Genomic DNA, 19,075 nt, shown 5'->3' on the forward strand with positions numbered 1-19,075 from the left:
ATCCTTCGCTCTTGGCGTAATAACTGGGATGAACTAGCTACCTTTTTTAAGTATCCGCCAGAGATTCGCAAGCTCATTTACACAACCAACATTATTGAAAGCTACCATCGTCAGCTTCGAAAGGTAACGAAAGGAAAAAGCATCTTCCCAACGGACGAAGCGCTCTTAAAGATGCTCTATTTGGCCACCATGGACGTCACTCGAAAGTGGACAGGCCGCGTCCAAAACTGGGGTCAAATGCTGCTCCAGCTGTCCGTTTTCTATCCAGATCGCATCGGCCAGCATCTGCGCTGAAAATTTTTCTCCCCTCGGGGAGAAGTCTTTTAAAAGAGTTTACACAAAAGATTTGACAGACCCCATTAATTTAGGATTGAGAGTTAGACAAGATTCCGATACATCTAGGGTGGCATCAAAGCCGTAGCTACACCGTAGCTTATGTTCTATTATCTTCGGACAGGGTCCCACGCTCCTCGTCTCCACAAAGACAAACAAGAGACACTCTGAAGGGTGTCTCTCTTTGCGTTGAGCATAGTTTAAAATTCGGAATGCAATAATATGATCTATATGTTATAATTGAAAAGAACAATGAGTATACTTGTAATAAATCGGAGGCAGATTTGTACAATATATTGTTTTATGAAGATGAAGAGGGTAACAAGCCTGTTGAGGATTTTATTGATGTGCTTGATGGTGCTGCCCACAATAATAAGAATGCTAGGGTTCAACTAGAGCAAATTATCTATTGCTTGAATCGGTTAGAAGATAAAGGAACGCGAGCGGGTGAGAAGTTTACAAAACGGATCTCAGGTGATATATGGGAGCTGCGTCCTGGTAATAACCGCATACTATTCTTTGGCTGGAACGGGAATCGCTTTGTTCTACTACATCACTTTGGCAAAACCACTCAAAAGACACCTCCGAGGGAAATTGCAATTGCTGAAGGACGAATGGAGAAATGGCTCTCTAGAAAGCGGAAGGAGTGATCGATTATGAAAAGCTGGAGCGAAAAAAAGAAGGAATTAAAGTCCATAGATCCAAAGAGGATGAATGAGCTTGAAGCGGTCGCACAATTAGTGAATGCCATCCACCAAAGACGAGTTGAGTTAGGTTGGACGCAAAAGGAACTAGCCGTTAAAGTGGGTCTTCATCAGGAGTCCATTGCTCGTATCGAAAATGGCGGATCAATACCTCGTTTAGATACAGTATTTAAGTTAGCACTTGCTCTAGGTATGAAGTTAAGTTTGCATGGTATGGAAGAGGCTGCGTCAGCTAGTGTAGGCTAAAAAATTATGTCAGAGTGATACTAAGGTGACATCAAAACTGTAGCTACACCCGTAGAAGCTTGTGTGTCGTTATCTTCGGACAGGGGTTCGAGTTGGTTACAAATGAAAATTAATGGTCTATCTCCCTAGTAGTGACGGTACGAGCTATTGCGTTTGAAGACGCATCTAGCGGTATCGTCTTTTTATTTTAAGCAAAACACGGTTCCATTTGCAGGATTTGAATTTGGGATGGCGAATGTTAAGATATTTTGTCGTATTTTTACATTAATTGAATCAAACTGGAAGGGTTCCTTTATGAATGAGGAGAAATATTTAGTGCTGATTAAAGGTGAGGATAAGACGGCCGTTATTGAATCGTATGATATTCTCGTCTCAGTAGTTTGGATTGCCTATCGAGGGGCTAAACAATTATATCCGTGTGCCTTAAGGGACTTCGAGGTTCTTGAGAATCCAGTAATAACAAAGGTTACTGAGGATATGGGGGTATACCATAAGAATATCCCCCTTACTAATATCGACATAATACTAAGTTTTGGAACTAAAATAAGAGTAAAGTTTAATAACATTACATATCGCGTTTATGATACAAATTCCTTACGGATTGAGAAAACCGGAGTTACAACTCCCATGGCTAATGATGTGCTTTGTTACTTAAAAGCAATTTCACAGCATTTACATACTATGGAAGGTAATTCTGAAGAGGATGGCTTCCTAAAAAAGCAATTAAACAAGCTTAATTTTATTAGTCCAGAAAGTGTTTTGAGCTGTTATCTAAACGGGAGCCCAGTAAGGGTAGAGCCCCAAACCAATTACCAGCCTATATTTCCATTTAAACATAATTTAAGTCAGAAGCAAGCACTTGTTAATGCCCTACATAGCCAAGTTTCCATTATCGAAGGTCCACCCGGGACGGGGAAAACACAAACCATCCTGAACATACTGGCCAACCTTGTAGTGATGCAAAACAAGACGGTCGCTGTCGTATCTGGTAACAATGCTGCTGTGCAAAATGTGTGGGAAAAGATGGAGCAAGGAGGATATCATTTTTTTGTGGCAGCTCTGGGCAACTCGGACAATAAGAAAAGCTTTTTTGCTAATCCTCCTTACCAAGACGTCTCTAAATGGAAAAGTGAAATTGATGAGAGGGATCTTTTGGTTAAAATCAAACAAATTGATGTCCGAATTCATCAGTTAATGGAGATGGAGCGGGAGAAGGCTCAATATCAACAGAGCTTATCGGCTTATAATTTGGAGCGGGAACATTTCGAGATTTATTACAATAATCAAGACATTGAACATATTCAAAAGTTATCATTTTATCGCCAGACACCTGATAGTATACTATCTTTTTTAGTTGATGCCCATATTGCTGCGGAGCAAGGAAAAACAGACGGTCTGGTTTATAAGATAAAATTATTACTTCAACATGGATTCTTTAACTTCAAAAAATTAAAGAATAGAGAATTGGAAATTATTTTGAACTTCCAGAGAAGATACTACGAATTGAAGATTGAGCAATTGGCTCATCAAATATCAACCATTGAACACGAATTGGATCAAAATTCATTTAAATCTCTGTTAAAAGAACATCAGCAATATTCAGAAGAATTATTTCGCCATAAACTTTATCAGAAATATCATGACAGCAAACCACTTCAGGCAAATGCTGACTCATATAAGAGGGATTTCGGTAAGTTTCTTGAGAAATATCCAGTAATGTTAAGCACGACGCATTCTTTGCGTAATTGTGTCCGCGAAAATTACATGTTTGATTATGTAATTATTGACGAATCATCACAGGTTGATCTTTTAACGGCTACACTTGCCCTCTCTTGCTGCAAGCATGCCATTATTGTGGGGGATATAAAGCAATTGCCACAGATTGTAGACATGACAATAGAACAAAAAGGTATTGCCACGGTGGAAGAAGGCGGCCCTTACGATTACTTTAGACAGAATCTGTTGTCTTCTATGCTTAAGTTGTACGGTGATACTGTACCGAAAGTGATGTTAAGGGAACATTACAGGTGTCACCCCAAGATCATTGAATTTTGTAATAAAAAGTACTACGAGGGACAGCTTATTGCTTTTACCCAGGAGGAAGAAGGAGATAACCCCCTATTGATCTACCGAACAAGTGCTGGAAATCATATGAGAGAAGTGACGCAGGGACGGAGCGGGAAGTTCAACCAGCGGGAGTTGGATGTCATTGAAAAGGAAGTGCTTGTCGATCTAGAAGAAGCCATTCATAGGCACGTCGATATTGGGTTTACGACACCTTATCGTAAGCAGGTTGATAAAGCGTCAAGCCAATTTTCCGAAGAAATTGAATCTGATACCATTCACAAATATCAAGGTCGTGAAAAGCCAGTGATGATTATGTCCTCAGTACTTGATAGCTCACGTGCCGGAAAAATAAACCTAATGTTTGTCAACGATCCTCGTATGATAAATGTGGCGGTTTCGAGAGCTCAGCAAAAATTCATTCTAGTAACCGATCACTCGTTATTCCGCAAGTACGGCAATGAAATTGGTGATTTGATTCGTTACATGGAGTATAGCACAGTGGATGACAATATTGTGGAGAGTGAGATCGTATCCATTTTTGATTTGCTTTACAAGGAATATTCGGAAAAATTGGTGGCCTTTAAGAGGCGAGTCATAAAACAGTCAAAGTACGACTCGGAGAATATTATGCGTACTTTACTGGAAGAAATATTGTGCGAGTCGAAATATAACATGCTTGAATTAGGAAATCAGGTGTTTCTAGGTAACTTATTTACTCATCTGGATAAGTTGGCAGACGAGGAACGACGTTATGTGAAGAACGGTGCTTCGGTTGATTTTGTTTTCTATAATAAGCTTGATAAGTCGCCAGTTTTTGCTATTGAGGTTGATGGGTTCGCTTTTCATGAAAATAATCCTAATCCTAGGCAGCTAGAGCGAGACCGATTGAAGGATAGTATCTTTAAAACCTATAGTCTACCTTTGCTTAGATTGCCTACAACAGGTAGCGAGGAGGAGCGGAGGATTAGGATGAAGTTAGATTCGATTTTTCGGAAATAGATGGTAAATGCAGGGGCTAACTTTTCAATTAAGCAGGGCAAGATGCGGGAACTTTTGAATTTACGGAGCTAGGGGTCGGAAAATGAGCTCTTTATTGCTGTAATGCTACATCATTTAAAGACTGTTCCTGGCAGATCCCAACCAAACAATCTGTTAAGTTTAGCTGAATGTCCAATATAATTTTTTGAGCAACCTCTCCAAATAACCTAAGCATCACACGCCGGCGAATTGTGGATTTGCCTCGCCAAGCCTCAGAATCCTGAATCCCTTTCCCAGCAAGGGTTTAGGCCACTTTTGGGGACAGTGGCTCGACTCGGTTGTTAGAAAAATAGACCTTAATCAGACGTTGTCTGATCTGGTTTTATTTATGATATAATAAGGTGGACAAATTCCGCTGGAGGTGGCGAGATGCAATGGGAAGAAGTACGAGAAAAGTTTCCCGATGAATGGATTGTATTTGAAGCTGCAGAAGCTTATTCCGAGGATGGATTTCGCTGTATTGATTCGGTTACTGTCATTGATCGATACGAGGACTCGGCGGATGCTATGAAACGATATAAAGAATTGCACAGGAGCCAGCCAGCTAAAGAAATCTATTTTATTCACACTTCGCGTCCTGATTTGAAGATTGAGGAGAAATGGGTCGGATTTAAAAGATGGCGGTAAAACTGAGATTGTTATATGGTCTTCCAATTGTTGATATTGACGTCATATTTGATGGACGAAAACTTCATATTAAAAATGTACTCTTAGATACGGGATCAGCTGGAACTATTTTGGACGCGGATGTGGTTTCTGAAATTGGAGTCAAACCGGAGGGGACAGATAAGACAGCAATCATTCATGGGGTTGGTGGGACTGAAATCGTTTTCACGAAATGGTTTGATTCTGTATCTTTAGGTGATTGGTTTGTGAAATCCTGTAAAATTGAAATTGGTGTGATGGATTACGGTATCGATATTCAAGGTATAATCGGTTTCGATTTCTTACGAGCAGCTAAGCTTGTTATTGACACGGATAAAATGTTGGTATATTCCTCAATGTGATAATTTCACTAAGCAGCCTCACCAAAAATCCTACGCAGTACATGGCGACGAATTGTGGATTTGCCACACAGCGGTTCGTCTCCATACTGCAAATCCACTATAACGAAAAGGAGCTTTGCCACTGAAGTATGGTGGCAGGTTCCTTTTTGCGTTACACAGCATCGCCGCTGAGACGAAACAGATCTTGCAATTTACGTACGCGGCAAAATCCTCGTATTTCGTACCGTCAATAGCGAAATCAATTGCACTCAACTTACCTTTCCTAACGGTCAAATCGGTATTTATGAACAGTTCATGGAAAGAAGGTAAGACAAACAGGAAGGTTATTGGAATTAATTGAGAAGTGAAGGAAAGAGAAGAGAGGAAGGAAAGGTTGAAAATGTAATGGAGGAATGCTGCAATGCAGCGATTTATGCTTAATTACATATAAAATCATGTGATGTAGTGTTGGGGTTTAAATTTATGTTAAAGCTCTAACGCTTCTTTTGTAATCCTTTTGATGTCAATAGGACAATTGGAGCTTTCCTTAACAATGTCAGGTAAAATGTGATTTAAAAAATAGTCTACGCAATGTAGCTTTATTTTTTTGATTTTAATGAGTGCTTCGCGATACATAATCACAAATTCCTTCTCTGTATTGCCTCTTTGCAATTCAGTAAGGGCCTCATAGACTTGATCAAGTTTATCGGCCAATTCGAGAATTAGACCTTCTACGGAATCGTCCTTGCCCTCACGCAGTTGTCTGCGGAAAATAGGTTTGAATTCCTCTGGAATATTTTCCTCTATAAATAGAGCAATCATTCCTTCCTCTACCTGCTGCAGCATGCCGCGCAGTTCCAGTGAGTAATGCTTAACGGGTGTTTTAATATCTCCAATAAATATTTCACCATAATCATGGCTGCTAGTAATCTCGTAAAGCTTCTTCCAATCTATCGTGACGCCATTACTTTCCTCTATGTCTGCCAATGTTTTTGCGTATTGTACAACCTTCCATGAATGAGCGGATACGCTGTGCTCTTCAAATTTAAATTTTCCAGGACAACGGATAATACGTTCGAGATCGTTAAGTGATTGAAAGTACTTATGAATTCCCATAACATGCAATTCCTTTCTTTATTTAAATGTGAATCGTTATAGTTAGTTTAATGCTTAATTGTTAACTGACGATTAAATTAAATAGGTAATATACGGAAATAAATCATTACCTTTATTCTGCTCCAATCCAGAGCATATTTCAAACCAATCTCCGCTTTAATGTGTTTCCCTATTTCAAGTGCACATGCTCTAACGTTGCCCCTGTCAGGGGTTCAGTCCGCACGGGCCGCAGCGAAGGGGTGCGGGATCGATATTCACCGCTAAGGTTTCCATCGTCGAGCGAGCAACGGGAGCGACTTAAATCTGAATATCGATAATCCACTCGCCTCTATCAATACCAGGTAGCTTAATTATTTTGATTTTTCTGAAATTTAGTAGAGTAATAGATTCCATTTTATGGTATCGTATTTTTATGGTGAATGTCATAATATAGGGGCAGTATTAGGATGATAGGGAATACGACAGAGAAAGAACGGACGATATTTGATCATGCTGGAAATACGATCAAGACAGAAGATCGAGAGATTCGAATTCTTGCCAAGTACGAGGTGCCTCTGGTCGTCTTACTAGGAAATGTGCTTAGCGATGAGGAATGCGATGAGCTAATTAAACATTCTCGGGAACAATTGCAACGTTCAAAAATAGGCGAAGATCATGCGGTCAATCAAATTAGAACGAGTAGCGGGGTGTTCTGTGAGGAGAATGAGACGATTACAAGAATCGAGAAGCGACTCTCTCAAATTATGAATATTCCTATCGAGCATAGTGATGGCTTGCAAGTTTTGCTGTATACTCCTGGCCAAGAGTATCGACCTCATTATGATTTTTTCGCAGAAACGAGTCGAGCAAGTGCCAACAATCGAATTAGTACGCTCGTGATGTATTTGAATGATGTGGAGGAAGGCGGAGAAACGGCGTTCCCCATGCTTAATTTATCTGTTGTTCCTAACAAAGGCATGGCAGTCTACTTCGAATATTTTTACAATAATCATGAATTAAACGACTTCACCTTGCATGCAGGTATGCCAGTGATTAAAGGGGAAAAGTGGGTTGCAACGATGTGGATGAGAAGACAAGCCTTTCGTTTCTCCTAGATATATGATCATGTTCTGAGTGATTTGGAAGCAATGGAAAGCCAGGTCGTTACTAATTCTAGTAACCCTCAAGTGATATCAAATCTGTGACTTCCCCCTGTCTCCATACTGCAAATCCAGAAAAACGAAAAGGAGCTTTGCCACTGAAGTATAGTGGCAAAGCTCCCTTTTGCGTTACACAGCATCGCCGCTGAGACGAAACAGCTCTTACTTGTCTACGAATGCGGCGAAATCTTCGTGATTCGTACCGGCAATAACGACACCAGCGGCTTCCTCCTTGCTCTATCGTGAAGCTAATTTCCTGTACTCTTTCAGAAGCTCGACCTGGTATGGAAGAGCTTTTCGTTGAAGATCCGGTGTTCTAGTTCGTCAATGCCGTAGTTTTCGATATATCCTCGCTGCAATTCCTTGTTATTGCATTCCTTGGTTCGGTCACGACTGCCTCAGCGGTAAGTGACGTGCTTAATTTGTTGCGCAATGCTTGCGACTATTTCCTAATCGTTGGCAATCGTAGTATATGATTTCACCAGCTCCTGGTAACCTCCCAAATGTTACCTTCACAAGACAGACAAACAAGCAGTTTAAATAGGGTTAAAGAGATTGATAATCATTATCATTCATAGTATTATCATTAAGAATGATTATCAATTAAGGTGAGGTGTCGATCGTGTCAGTCATTAAAATAAAAGATCGTGGGGAAGTTTTGACGCTACAGTTCTCTGAGCTTCGTAACTATCATGGAAATCTAGCTTTGATGGCGATTGGTGTAGGTTTCCGTGTCGTACAGGCGGCGTTAGCTGAGCTATATAAAGAGGAAATTCCAGAACGCAGTAGTTTGTCTGTACATTCTGGTCATGCAGGACCAGGCTTTCGTGATGCGTTCGAATATACAACTCGGGCAGTGACACGCGGAGCTTATACGGTTGATGTTGATTATCCAGTGGCCCAATATGACCCGTACCGTCCTCAGTCCTATGCTTACGTGATCTCGAATTCACAGGGGGCATCGGTGGAAGTCGCATTGAAGCCAAACTTTTTACCTGCTGTGTTTTATGATTACTTGAAAAAAGGTAGAGAAGGAACGATGACTGAAGAAGATTCGGCAGCAAATACACAGCTTAAGGCTGATTTGTGTGAGAAGGCTTTGGCACTTCCACAGTCTGAGCTGCTGGAGGTCAAAAGACTTTCATGAGTCATACTGCAGTAGCGGATTTCCTTTTGTTAGATTCGGGTGCCAGTTTTAGCGAACAGACCGTTCGTGACGGACAAAATGATTTGAATACGAAGGTGCTTGATCAGTATGATTTTGCTTCGTACGATTTACTTGGGGTGGGGCATAAGTTTTTAGTTATGGATGAATTCATTGATCAAGAATTAATGGCTGAAGAAAAGGAGCGCATTCAGGCATTTTTGGATCAAGGAAATATATTGTTTTTTAGCGGACATTTATTCCGTTACTGGATTCCGGGCGCATCTTTATTTGTTCCGAAAACCATTCATTCATATCGTGATTATAGGGTGACAGTGCTTGATCATCCGATTTTTGAAGGTGTGCTGTCAGATGACATTACATACAACAAAGGAGTGGCTGGGTTTTTCAGCCGTGGGCATCATCCGATTCCTGATGGAGCAGAAGTGCTGCTACGACTTGCAGGAGATGAGCCGATTACGTATATCGATCGTTTAAGCAGTCGAGGGACGATTGTTGTGCATGCGGGCCGCAATCTTTTAAAGTATCGTCACAAAACGAATAGTGCGGGCCGCATCGGAGAACAGTTTCAACGCTTTCTCTATGAAGAGCATCAAACACTCCACCAGCGGAGGGCACAAAGATGAGAAAGATAGCGGTTCTCTATTCAGGCAGCTCGCATCAACACCGTTCTTTTACAGAACCGAAATATAAACAGTATATAGCTGAATTATTGTATTTACCCAAGCTTGCAGCTACAGACCTGGATACGTTTGATGTGTTAATCGTTTCTTCACAGCTTCATCAGGGGCAGGTTACGCGTCATCTGGATCAAATTCATGCTTTTCTGAACAGCGGAAAAACAGTGGTTGCTTTTGGTGCTCAGCATCAAAGCTGGTTTCCGGGTCATCGCTGGGAGTCTCGTCCCACAAATTTTTGGTGGTGGCTTGAGCCTAGTGCCAAAAGTGGCCTTGTACTGACAAAGCCCGAACACGATCTATTCCGTTATATTCAGCTTGAAGATGCAACTTGGCATTATCATGGCGTATTTTTCCCTGAGCAGGAAGTGGAGTCACTTATTGAGATTGAGAATGACGGTTCGATTATGTATGTGGACAAGAAAAGTACGCAGGGTACGCTGGTCTTAACAACGCTTGATCCTGAGTATCATTATGGTTCGTATTTTATGCCCGCGACCGAACAATTTTTAGACGGATTTTTGCCATGGTTGGCGAATGGGCACATTTAGTGTCCATTCGTGTACTGAATTGAGAATGATAATCAATCACAAGGGGGAAAAGGAAAGAAATGAAGAAGATGCAAAAAACAATGGCGTTGATGATGCTAAGCTTGATCATACTCCTTACAGGATGCATGGGGGGAAATGGTGCAAGCAGCTCGACTACTAGTGATTCACAGCCTAAAAGCCCACAAGCTGCTACTGATGCGGCTCTTCCGGCGGCAACGGTTCCAATAGTAAATATTTTGAAAATTGCTGGCAGCAACAACGGCTATCCATCTCCATTTGCTTTTAGTTCATCGGGTCCTTTCGGATATTTAAGAAATTCATTGATTTTCGATACATTGACTTGGAAAGATGATACAGGTGTTATTCCATGGCTCGCAAAATCATGGGAACTAACGAACGACGGGCTTACCTATACGTTCAATTTGGAAAACAACGTGAAGTGGCATGACGGTAAAGCATTTACTGCAGACGATGTTGTGTTCAGCTTCAATTACTATAAAACTTACCCGTTTAATTGGAACGGTGACATCAGCCAAATTAAAAGTGTGGAAAAAATTAATGATCTGACAGTAGCGTTTCATCTGAAAAATAAATATGCGCCATTCCTTAGTGATTTGGTTGGTATAGTACCGATCATTCCTAAACATGGATGGGAAAAAGTAACCAAGCCGATAGAATTCCGCGATGATGCAGCTTTGATCGGAACAGGTCCATACAAGCTGAAAAAATATGATTCTGCTTCTGGACAATATTTGTATGAGGCTAACGATAATTTCTTTAAAGGCCAAGTAATAGTCAAAGAAATAGCCTTCGTGTCGGCGTCCAATAAATTGCTTGCTATGCAAAACGGCGAGATCGATGAAACGTATACTTCAAACTATGCCGATGTTCTATCAGCTGAAAAAGCAGGTTTTAAAACGATTAAAAGTGAACCGACCGGTAGCGTAGTAAGGATTTCTTTTAATATGGATCATGCTAAGCTTGGGGACAAACGGTTACGTCAAGCGATTGCGTATGCACTGAATCGTGAAGAAATTTCAGGTAAAATAACAGGCGGCAAGCCGATGGTAGGTAATGCCGGTGTTGTGCCGACTGATTCAACTTGGTACAACAAAAATGTTAAGCAATATGCTTATGATCCTGCTCAAGCTGAGAAATTATTGGATGAGCTTGGATATAAGAAAAATGCGAATGGTGTTCGTGAAGATTTGAAATTAAATTTGATGACCTCTTCAACCATGCAGGATGCAACCATGATGAAAGAAATGCTGAAAAAGGTTGGCATCGAATTAAACCTTGTACAGCTTGATTCCGCTGCTTTTGCTGTCGCATTAGGCGAAAACAATTATGATATTGCTTTGACAGGTCATATCGGAGCTAGTGGTGATCCAGATTATTTACGTCTATGGTTTTCCGGTCAAGCTGCGAATATGTGGTCTTCACGCGGAAAAAGCTTGAAGCTTGATGAGTTCCATAAGCTTGCTGAAAAGCAAATGCAGGAGCTTAATGAAGGGAAACGTCATGAAATTGTAAACCAAATGCAAGATATTCTTGCTGAAGAACTGCCTACTCTCGTTCTTTATCATCGCCCATTCTATGACATTCATAATGCCGCAACATTCGATCGATGGAAAAATACTTCCGGCGGGATAGCTGATGGTATGCCGCTATGGGAAAACAAGGTGTTCCTAGTTAATGTTAAAAAATAATAAATACAGTTCATACCTGCTCGTTTTGGTATTCGTATTGTTATTGAACTTCTGGCTTCCTCGGCTTTTGCCGGGGGGGCCCGTTGAATATATTATGGGTGGCGGCGAAGACGGCGTCGTGTTTTTGACGGAAGCACAGAAGGCGGCAATGCTGGAATATTATCATTTGGATGATTCTGTTGGCACACAGTTTATGAAATATTTGAAAGGTATTTTTACGTTTGATTTTGGCTTGTCGATCAATTATAAAGCGCCTGTGTACGCTATTATTATAGAGCGCTTGCCTTGGACCTTATGTATTGTGGGAATTGCAAGCGTTTTTTCGATTATTATCGGTTTGCTGGCAGGTCTTTATTCTGCGTGGCGGTATCCAGGTAAAATGGATCGCAGCTTGTTTTTGTCCATGCTTAGCTTGAGTACGATTCCTGAGTTTTTAATTGGTATGGTTTTATTAATTTCAATGTCAGTAAAGCTTAAATGGTTTCCGCTGAGCGGTGCTCAAACAGCATTTTTACGCTCTGATTTATGGATAGATCATGTGACGGATATCGTTCGCCATGCTGTACTGCCTGCGCTTACGCTTACCATAGGAAGTCTGGCAGGAATGTATTTGCTTATGCGTAATGAGGCTATCCGTGTTCGTAATGAACCGTACACTGAATTTGCCTCGGCAAAGGGTATAGGTTGGCAAGGAATCATGTTCAAACATATTGCCCGCAACGCTGCACTGCCGCTTGTAACGATGATTATTATTCGTATGGGAGCGCTGATGGCTGGCTCTATTATTGTGGAAACCGTGTTTGCTTACCCGGGTGTAGGCAAGCTGCTTCAAGAGGCGATTCTTGGTCGGGATTACCCGTTGCTGCACGGATTGTTTTTAATGATGACGCTATTTGTGCTTCTTCTTAATTTTATTGCGGATATGATGTACCCTTATCTGGATCCACGGATTCGGACCGCTGTGAAAAGAGGTGCGAGAGGATGAAGCTAACCGGATCTCAGCGTGTTGGTGTATGGTTATTTGGTATTTTTGTTATGGTCGCCTTATTTGGACCCATTATCAGTACTACCTCGCCTTTTACGATAGATGCGGACAGGTTATTGCCTCCATCTAAACAATACTGGCTGGGTACGAATACAATTGGACAGGACATTTTCAGTCAGCTTGTGCATGGTGCCAGAACGACTTTGTATATTGGTTTAATGGTTACGATCATCAGCACGATGTTAAGTGCTAGCTTGGGTCTACTTGCGGGCTACTCGAAAAGATTGGACCCCTTGTTAAACGGCATAGCCAATATGCTGTTAGTTCTTCCTTCTTTGCTGCTTATTTTAATTGTTGCTTCTTTTACGGGAGGCAGTACGTGGCAATTAATTTTAACGCTCGGTTTGCTAACGTGGCCGGGATATATGAAGCTGATTCGAGCTTCTGTGTTATCGCTGAAGGAAAGGGAATTTGTCAAAGCAGCCCAGCTATATAACGGGAAGACAGCTTACATCTTAGTTCATCATCTGCTTCCGTTTATTTGGCCTCTTGTGCGGACAAAGTTTATTCTTTCGTTTCGTTCTGCTGTAGCTATGGAAGCAAGCTTGTCTTTTCTTGGTATTGGTAATCCAAGCACCATATCATGGGGGAAAATGCTTCAAGATGCGTTCGCACGTACACAAACCTTTATTACGGATGCATGGCTATGGATGATTGTTCCGCCTGCGATTGCCATTCTTATTGTCACCATTGCGCTTGCGTTGGTCGGAGAGAGCAAAATGACGGGAAATCGATTTGCAGCTAAGCTGAATCGAAAAGAAAGTCGTGTTGTACCGGTGAAAGCAATGGAGCAGCAAATAGGCTGTGAAAAATCTTCTGTTAAAGGAGTATCCCTTGGATGTCATTTGGCGGATGCTGGTGAGCAGCCACCTGCGATTGTCGTCCGTGATTTAAAAGTAACGTATGACGAAAAACACATTATTTATCCGATCTCATTTGAAGTGAAGCAGGGGAGTATCACATCCTTGGTTGGAGAATCAGGGTCAGGCAAAACGACAATGGCCCGAACTATTTATGGACTTGTGCCACATGAATCGGTGAACGGCACCGTTATGATTGATGGTCACCCTATTTATATGGATGGTGAACCGTGTACGATGCAGCGATGGGTGGATGCTGCTTATATTTTTCAGGATCCAAGGAACAGCTTTAATCCGATTATGACGATTGGCCAGCAGTTTTATGAAACGATGCGCTTGCAAACAGGCAAGGATCAGAAACAAGCTGCGGCGATTGCTGCGTTGGCAGAGGTACAGCTTGAAGCTCATGTCATGTCTTTATATCCTCATGAATTAAGCGGCGGCATGCTAAGCAGAGCATTGATAGCACTAGCACTTGTGAATAAGCCAAAGGTGTTAATTGCGGACGAACCTACAGGAGCATTGGATCCGATTGTTAAAAGAGAAGTGTTCGACCTGCTAGTCAGTAAAGTGAAGGAGTATCGTATGACGCTGCTATTAATCACGCATGATATTCCTGCAGCGCTGCATATTTCCGATGATATCATCGTTCTTCAGGATGGCATGCAGGTACAGGGCGAACAGAAGCAGCACTATTTAAGCAAAGGTAAGCAGCGTTATCATCAATTTGTATAACGGGAGGCTCAGTTGCAAGTGAGCGCATTGTTACGTGTAGAAAAGGTGTCCAAACATTTTACTGGGAGCCAAAAGGGGAAAACCATCAAAGCCGTAGATGAAGTTTCTTTAACGTTACAGCAAAATGAAATATTTGCACTGATTGGAGAGAGCGGTTCAGGCAAGTCAACATTGGCTGAGTTGATTGCCCACTTGCAGCAGCCAACAAGCGGCTTGATCACGTGGGCAGAAGATCTTCAAGTTCCAAAGAAGGAGACGCCAACTTCACTCATTCAGCTTATTTTCCAAAACCCTGATCGTTCAATGAATCCCTATTGGCGTGTAAAAGATATTATTACGGAGCCGCTGCGCTTGAGCGGATATCCTAAGAAAAAAGCATACGTTCATGCTGAGGAGCTGCTTACCAAGGTGAAACTGTCCGCTGAGTTTTTGGAACGTTATCCTTCGGAATGCTCTGGGGGACAAAAGCAGCGGATCGCGGTAGCAAGGGCGCTTTCCATGTCGCCGCTTTTGCTTGTTGCTGATGAGATTACATCGGCATTAGATCCGACCATAGAAGATGAGATGCTGCAGCTCCTGTTATCCATAAAGCGATCTGAAGGAATGTCCATCCTGTATATTACGCATAGACTTGAAACGATTTCAGGATTTGCTGATCATGTTGCTGTGATGAAAAACGGAGTTATTCAAGAGATGGGCGACACAAGAACTGTTCTTACCGAGCCGAAGTCGGATTATACAAAAGCATTGCTGAAGGCAGCATCTTTTGGTTCCTGATGGGAATGATGTTGTTGACACGATCTGAGGCGTAGGTGGGTTTGAGTATGTCTACACAAATACTATGGATGCGATTCATCTCGGTAGCTTTCTTCTAGAGAAATTTCAGGTAGAAATCGGCAGTATGGATTATGGTATGGACATTGACGGAATTATCGGCTTTGATTTTATGATGCCAACAGGACTTGTGATTGAAACCAAGTTGATAGCAGGTGGCGACGAATTGTGGATTTACTCCGCCAAGCCACGTCCATGGAAAAAATCGCTCTTGAAGCGGTTTTTTTACATTTTATGGGACACTACAAAAAACTTTCTTTTGTGTTAAGGTCAGGGACGGGGCTGGGCTGGGCAACTAGGCGTTGGATGAACACTGCTCCGCTGAATCCTGGCTAAAAATCCATATTTTCGATATTCTTCTTATTAGAGAAACATGATATCCTCGAATGACAGAATAATTGGGATAAGGTGGATTGTATGCTTTGGAGAAGAGTGTTTGTGAAGTTCCTGAATTTCGGGCTAGAGAGAAAAGTATGGATTATGACTTCGATTGTCGTACTGATCGCAGTTCCGCTCACCGGACTGTTTTCGTATAACCAAGCCGCAAAGATACTAGAGGTTTATGCTTATAATGCAGCGGAACAAACGGTAAAGCAGCTGAGCGATTCAATGAATGCGCAGTTGAAAAGCGTCAGCCACAGTCTGTACCTTATTAACGCAAGTGAGGAAATGAAAAAGACGATGGAATGGGTGGACGGTAAGTCGGAGGAAAAAGAACAGGTGATCACAAACCGGATGTACTCCTTATTTTCCAGAATCCGTCTATTGGAGAACGATATTCGGACGATTTATATGCATACGCCAAAAGGGGAGTTCTATGAGGGCTTGCCTTATGAAAAAAAAACCATTTCCTTCCATGAAACGCCGTATTATTCCATAATCAACGGTTCACTGACCAATCGATGGATATATCTGGATAAAGATCCTTTATTCGCGGGAGCAGGACCGATCATTAGTCTGATTTCTAAGCCTGCCTATATCAGCGATGTTGGGGATATACAATCTTATTTGGTTCTGACACTTGCTGCCGACAAATATTTACAAAACTTAAGAGATATTCAGCTTGTCCCTGAAGGGTTTTCCATGATTCTGGACGATAAAGGTCGTCCTATTCTCCAATCATCGCCCGATCTTTCAGCTGAATTGTTAAAGCATGCCGATTTTCATGATCTTCAAACAAAGCTGACTCATTTTGATGTGCAGGTCGGAGGACAGACGTATTTGGTGAATCATCGGGATATTCCATTTTCGAATTGGCGCGCCGTTATTGTACAGCCGAAGAACCGCCTGCTTGCACTTGTGCAATATATTAAATATTTTTCGTTTTTCATGACCGTTACGATGCTTGTTGTTTCTTTCTTTCTGATCCGGTTAATCGTACGCTGGGTGAATCAACCGCTGCGGAACCTGCAAATGCTGATGAATCGTGTCAAGGAGGGGGATTTGAACGTCCGGTTTTTGTCTAATCACCAGGATGAAATCGGGGAGTTGGGAAGCCGGTTTAACGAAATGCTTAGCAGGATCGAGGAATTGATTATGCGGGTGAAGGAGGAAGGGGAGGCGAAGCGAACTGCGGAAATGAGGGTGCTGCAAGCCCAGATCAACCCTCATTTTTTATATAATACACTGGATGAGCTCTACTGGAGGTCTCTCGATTTTCAAGACAGGGACGCTAGCGAAATGATTTTAACGCTCTCCGGCTTTTTTCGGTTAAGTCTGAACCAAGGAGACGAGGAAACGACCGTAGCCAAAGAAATGGAGCATGTAACCCAATATCTGAAGCTCGTAAATTTTCAGTATAAACGGCAGTTTTCTTTTGAAATACTTACAGACGACCAAACCAAAAATGTGGCGGTTCCGAAAATTATTTTACAGCCGCTTGTAGAAAACAGCATTTTGCATGCGTTCAAGCAAAATAACTACAGCGACCACCGCATCATCGTATCCAGCCGCCGGGAAGAGCAAGGCGTTACGCTGCTGACGGCTGAGGATAATGGATGCGGCTTGTTGGCTGAAATGGTCGACTTTTACAATCGTCCACTGCAGGAGGCTGCTGTTTTCCCAAGCGGAAGTGAGACCATTAAAGGCTTTGCCATCTCCAACATACGCGGTAGGTTGTGGCGGTTTTTTGGAGATCGCGTCTCGTTTAATGTGATAAGCAGCGATCAGGGAACCCGTGTTGAAATTCGTATTTTCGATGAAAGGAACGACTTAACCTATGAAGGTACTGTTGGTTGATGATAAAGAAAGCGTTGTACAAGGACTGAGCAGGCATGTGCCGTGGGATAGGCTGGGGGTAGATGAGGTGGAAACGGCGCATGACGGATTGCAGGCTTTGGAGGTGTTTGCCCGATTTCCCGCCGATTTGGTCATCACAGACATCAAAATGCCCAATATGAGCGGGATTGAACTGATGGAACGATTATCCCGAGAGAAGGAATCGATTCGTTTTATTGTACTAAGCGGGTACGATGAATTTGAATATGCCAAGCAAGCTATTTCGCTGGGGGCAAGCGAGTATTTGTTGAAGCCATTCAATGTGGAAGAATTGATGGAGATCGTCGGTCGTGTGCTGTCTGACCTTCGCAAGCTGCAGGAGCAGGGAATAATGAATGTATTAAACCGACAAAAGATGGCCAAAAGTCTCCCCGCCTTGCGCGATCAATATTTAGAGGGGATGATCCATTTTCGGAACGAAAGCTCGCTCCAATTAAAGGAAAAGTGGGAATTTGCTGAAATTCCCCTTGAGCCGGCTTACATCGGGGTATGGGTCGTATCCATTGACAATTTTGAAGAGATATCCAGACAGGCTGTACAAGAGATTGAACTGACTCGGTTTATCGTGAAGAACATTGTGGACGACTGCTTGGCAGTCTGGGGAAGAGGTATAGCCTTTTATTCCGGTTGGAACCAGCTTACAGTACTTGCCAATTATGATAAAACGAAGCCTGCCGAGCAGATGAAAGAGGAATTTCTGTATTTTGCGGATTACTGCCGGGACGCGATAGAGCGGTATTCCATACTTACGGTTACGATAGGTATCAGTTCATTCTGTCCGGAGCTTCCGGATTTGCCTAAGGCTTACGAACAAGCAGTGGAAGCGGTAGAGCATATTTTCTTCTTTGGCAGTAACCAAGTCATCCACTACGAGGAGCTTCGGCAGTTCCGTGTTCGACGAATCGCCTATCCTGTGAAAGAGGAGAAAGTTTTGATTGACGCTGTCCGTAGAGGTGGGATGGTAGGCTTGCCAGAGGCGGTAGATCAATTTTTCCAATCATTAGCAGACAAGCAGGCGGTGCCAGCTGATATTCGCGCGGCTTGCTTTCAACTGACCACAGTGCTTTACCGTCAATTGGGTGCCTTGGGTATAGAGGAGGCTTCTTTAGAGCCTGCGCTCGGGACCTGTTACGATATTTGTGATTCTGTCAATCTTCCCGAGCTGCGGAGGAGCGTGCTTGCATGGTTTACGGAGGGGGCGGAGCGGGTTAAGGCGTTATCCCAAGACGGTTCCCGTGACCTGCTGGAGCAGACAAAGAAGTATATTCTGGGACAACCGTTACAATCCGTGTCTTTATCTAAAGTTGCGGATCATGTAGGCATCAGCCCGAACTATTTAAGCGCTATTTTTAAAAGAGAGACGGGTCATACGTTTATTGATTATTTGACGGATTTAAAGCTGTTTCAAGCCAAAGAGCGTCTCGCTTACACGAACGAGCCTGTTTTTGAAATTGCCGAACTGCTTGGCTACTACGATAGAAAGCATTTCAGGGAGCTTTTTAAGAAAAAAGTAGGCTTTACCCCTTCTGATTACAGGGAGCGAATGAGTAAAAATCCCCCCCCTTGACCGGAAAAAAAACCCCCTAGTGGAGA

18 protein-coding genes are annotated in these 19,075 nt (G+C 42.5%); 17 read left to right on the plus strand and 1 reads right to left on the minus strand.

Going from position 1 to position 19,075, the window contains the following annotated elements:
- The 6 genes from BM210_RS28440 to BM210_RS28465 all read left to right on the plus strand — a co-directional run.
- Positions 1 to 294, plus strand: a 294-nt coding sequence (locus BM210_RS28440) for a transposase (RefSeq protein WP_143101113.1), incomplete at its 5' end; no start/stop codon positions are given.
- Positions 295 to 617: 323 nt separating this feature from the next.
- Positions 618 to 983: a type II toxin-antitoxin system RelE/ParE family toxin gene (locus BM210_RS28445; protein ID WP_091175788.1), complete on the plus strand. Its 366-nt coding sequence runs from the start codon at positions 618 to 620 to the stop codon at positions 981 to 983.
- Between the two features lie 6 nt (positions 984 to 989).
- Positions 990 to 1,283, plus strand: coding sequence for a helix-turn-helix transcriptional regulator (locus tag BM210_RS28450; RefSeq protein ID WP_091175789.1), 294 nt, complete (start codon positions 990 to 992; stop codon positions 1,281 to 1,283).
- A 294-nt stretch (positions 1,284 to 1,577) separates the two neighbouring features.
- On the plus strand, positions 1,578 to 4,349 hold the full coding sequence (locus BM210_RS28455) for an AAA domain-containing protein (RefSeq protein WP_091175790.1): 2,772 nt from the start codon (positions 1,578 to 1,580) through the stop codon (positions 4,347 to 4,349).
- A gap of 408 nt (positions 4,350 to 4,757) precedes the next feature.
- Positions 4,758 to 5,015, plus strand: a complete 258-nt coding sequence (locus BM210_RS28460) for a hypothetical protein (RefSeq protein WP_091175792.1) — start codon at positions 4,758 to 4,760, stop codon at positions 5,013 to 5,015.
- Positions 5,006 to 5,395: a retropepsin-like aspartic protease gene (locus BM210_RS28465; RefSeq protein ID WP_091175793.1), complete on the plus strand. Its 390-nt coding sequence runs from the start codon at positions 5,006 to 5,008 to the stop codon at positions 5,393 to 5,395. The genes BM210_RS28460 and BM210_RS28465 overlap by 10 nt, the downstream gene beginning before the upstream one ends.
- 465 nt (positions 5,396 to 5,860) lie before the next feature.
- On the opposite strand, the gene BM210_RS28475 is transcribed toward BM210_RS28465, so the two are convergent.
- Positions 5,861 to 6,490, minus strand: a complete 630-nt coding sequence (locus BM210_RS28475; protein WP_091175796.1) for a YfbR-like 5'-deoxynucleotidase — start codon at positions 6,488 to 6,490, stop codon at positions 5,861 to 5,863.
- A gap of 446 nt (positions 6,491 to 6,936) precedes the next feature.
- Between BM210_RS28475 and BM210_RS28480 the strand changes: the two genes are divergently transcribed.
- The 11 genes from BM210_RS28480 (at position 6,937) to BM210_RS28530 (ending at position 19,049) form a co-directional block, all read left to right on the plus strand.
- Complete coding sequence (locus BM210_RS28480) at positions 6,937 to 7,584, plus strand: 2OG-Fe(II) oxygenase (protein ID WP_091175798.1); 648 nt, start codon at positions 6,937 to 6,939, stop codon at positions 7,582 to 7,584.
- 667 nt (positions 7,585 to 8,251) lie between these two features.
- Positions 8,252 to 8,776, plus strand: a complete 525-nt coding sequence (locus BM210_RS28485; RefSeq protein WP_091175799.1) for a hypothetical protein — start codon at positions 8,252 to 8,254, stop codon at positions 8,774 to 8,776.
- Positions 8,773 to 9,420, plus strand: a complete 648-nt coding sequence (locus BM210_RS28490; RefSeq protein WP_091175801.1) for a hypothetical protein — start codon at positions 8,773 to 8,775, stop codon at positions 9,418 to 9,420. Before BM210_RS28485 ends, BM210_RS28490 begins: the two co-directional genes overlap by 4 nt.
- Positions 9,417 to 10,022, plus strand: a complete 606-nt coding sequence (locus BM210_RS28495; protein WP_091175802.1) for a hypothetical protein — start codon at positions 9,417 to 9,419, stop codon at positions 10,020 to 10,022. Before BM210_RS28490 ends, BM210_RS28495 begins: the two co-directional genes overlap by 4 nt.
- A 59-nt stretch (positions 10,023 to 10,081) precedes the next feature.
- Positions 10,082 to 11,731: an ABC transporter substrate-binding protein gene (locus BM210_RS28500; protein WP_091175803.1), complete on the plus strand. Its 1,650-nt coding sequence runs from the start codon at positions 10,082 to 10,084 to the stop codon at positions 11,729 to 11,731.
- Complete coding sequence (locus BM210_RS28505; RefSeq protein WP_091175806.1) at positions 11,718 to 12,716, plus strand: ABC transporter permease; 999 nt, start codon at positions 11,718 to 11,720, stop codon at positions 12,714 to 12,716. The genes BM210_RS28500 and BM210_RS28505 overlap by 14 nt, the downstream gene beginning before the upstream one ends.
- The gene (locus tag BM210_RS28510) at positions 12,713 to 14,371 is read left to right on the plus strand and encodes an ATP-binding cassette domain-containing protein (RefSeq protein ID WP_091175808.1); all 1,659 of its coding nucleotides are present in this window, start codon (positions 12,713 to 12,715) and stop codon (positions 14,369 to 14,371) included. The genes BM210_RS28505 and BM210_RS28510 overlap by 4 nt, the downstream gene beginning before the upstream one ends.
- A gap of 18 nt (positions 14,372 to 14,389) precedes the next feature.
- Positions 14,390 to 15,148, plus strand: a complete 759-nt coding sequence (locus BM210_RS28515) for an ABC transporter ATP-binding protein (protein ID WP_256224114.1) — start codon at positions 14,390 to 14,392, stop codon at positions 15,146 to 15,148.
- 124 nt (positions 15,149 to 15,272) lie between these two features.
- Positions 15,273 to 15,473, plus strand: a complete 201-nt coding sequence (locus BM210_RS28520) for a hypothetical protein (protein WP_143101116.1) — start codon at positions 15,273 to 15,275, stop codon at positions 15,471 to 15,473.
- 149 nt (positions 15,474 to 15,622) lie between these two features.
- Complete coding sequence (locus BM210_RS28525) at positions 15,623 to 17,443, plus strand: sensor histidine kinase (RefSeq protein WP_091175813.1); 1,821 nt, start codon at positions 15,623 to 15,625, stop codon at positions 17,441 to 17,443.
- Positions 17,424 to 19,049 (plus strand): response regulator, encoded by a 1,626-nt coding sequence (locus tag BM210_RS28530; protein ID WP_091175815.1) that lies wholly within the window; start codon positions 17,424 to 17,426, stop codon positions 19,047 to 19,049. Before BM210_RS28525 ends, BM210_RS28530 begins: the two co-directional genes overlap by 20 nt.
- The last annotated feature ends 26 nt before the right edge of the window (positions 19,050 to 19,075 follow it).

Source organism: Paenibacillus sp. 1_12 (assembly GCF_900114475.1).
Lineage (GTDB): Bacteria > Bacillota > Bacilli > Paenibacillales > NBRC-103111 > Paenibacillus_S.